General features: G+C 63.1%; 1 protein-coding gene. It reads left to right on the plus strand.

Translation table 11 applies throughout. From position 1 onward, the window contains the following. A partial coding sequence (locus tag XH84_RS31700) for a DUF1522 domain-containing protein (protein WP_128948528.1) occupies window positions 1-203 on the plus strand: 203 nt, incomplete at both ends.

Below are 203 nucleotides of genomic sequence, written 5' to 3' on the forward strand. Positions count from 1 at the left end.
GATCACCGACGGCTCGACGCTGAACGTCAACGGCAAGACCATCACGTTCAAGAACGGTGGTACGCCGGCTGCTGCGAACGTGGCGACCGGATCCGGCGTCACCGGTAACCTCGTCACCGATGGCAGCGGCAATTCGACCGTCTACCTGAACAAGGGTACCGTCGCCGACATCCTGACCGCGATCGATCTCGCCACTGGCGTGC

Origin of the sequence: Bradyrhizobium nanningense (assembly GCF_004114535.1) — a bacterium.
Classification (GTDB): Bacteria; Pseudomonadota; Alphaproteobacteria; order Rhizobiales; family Xanthobacteraceae; genus Bradyrhizobium; species Bradyrhizobium nanningense.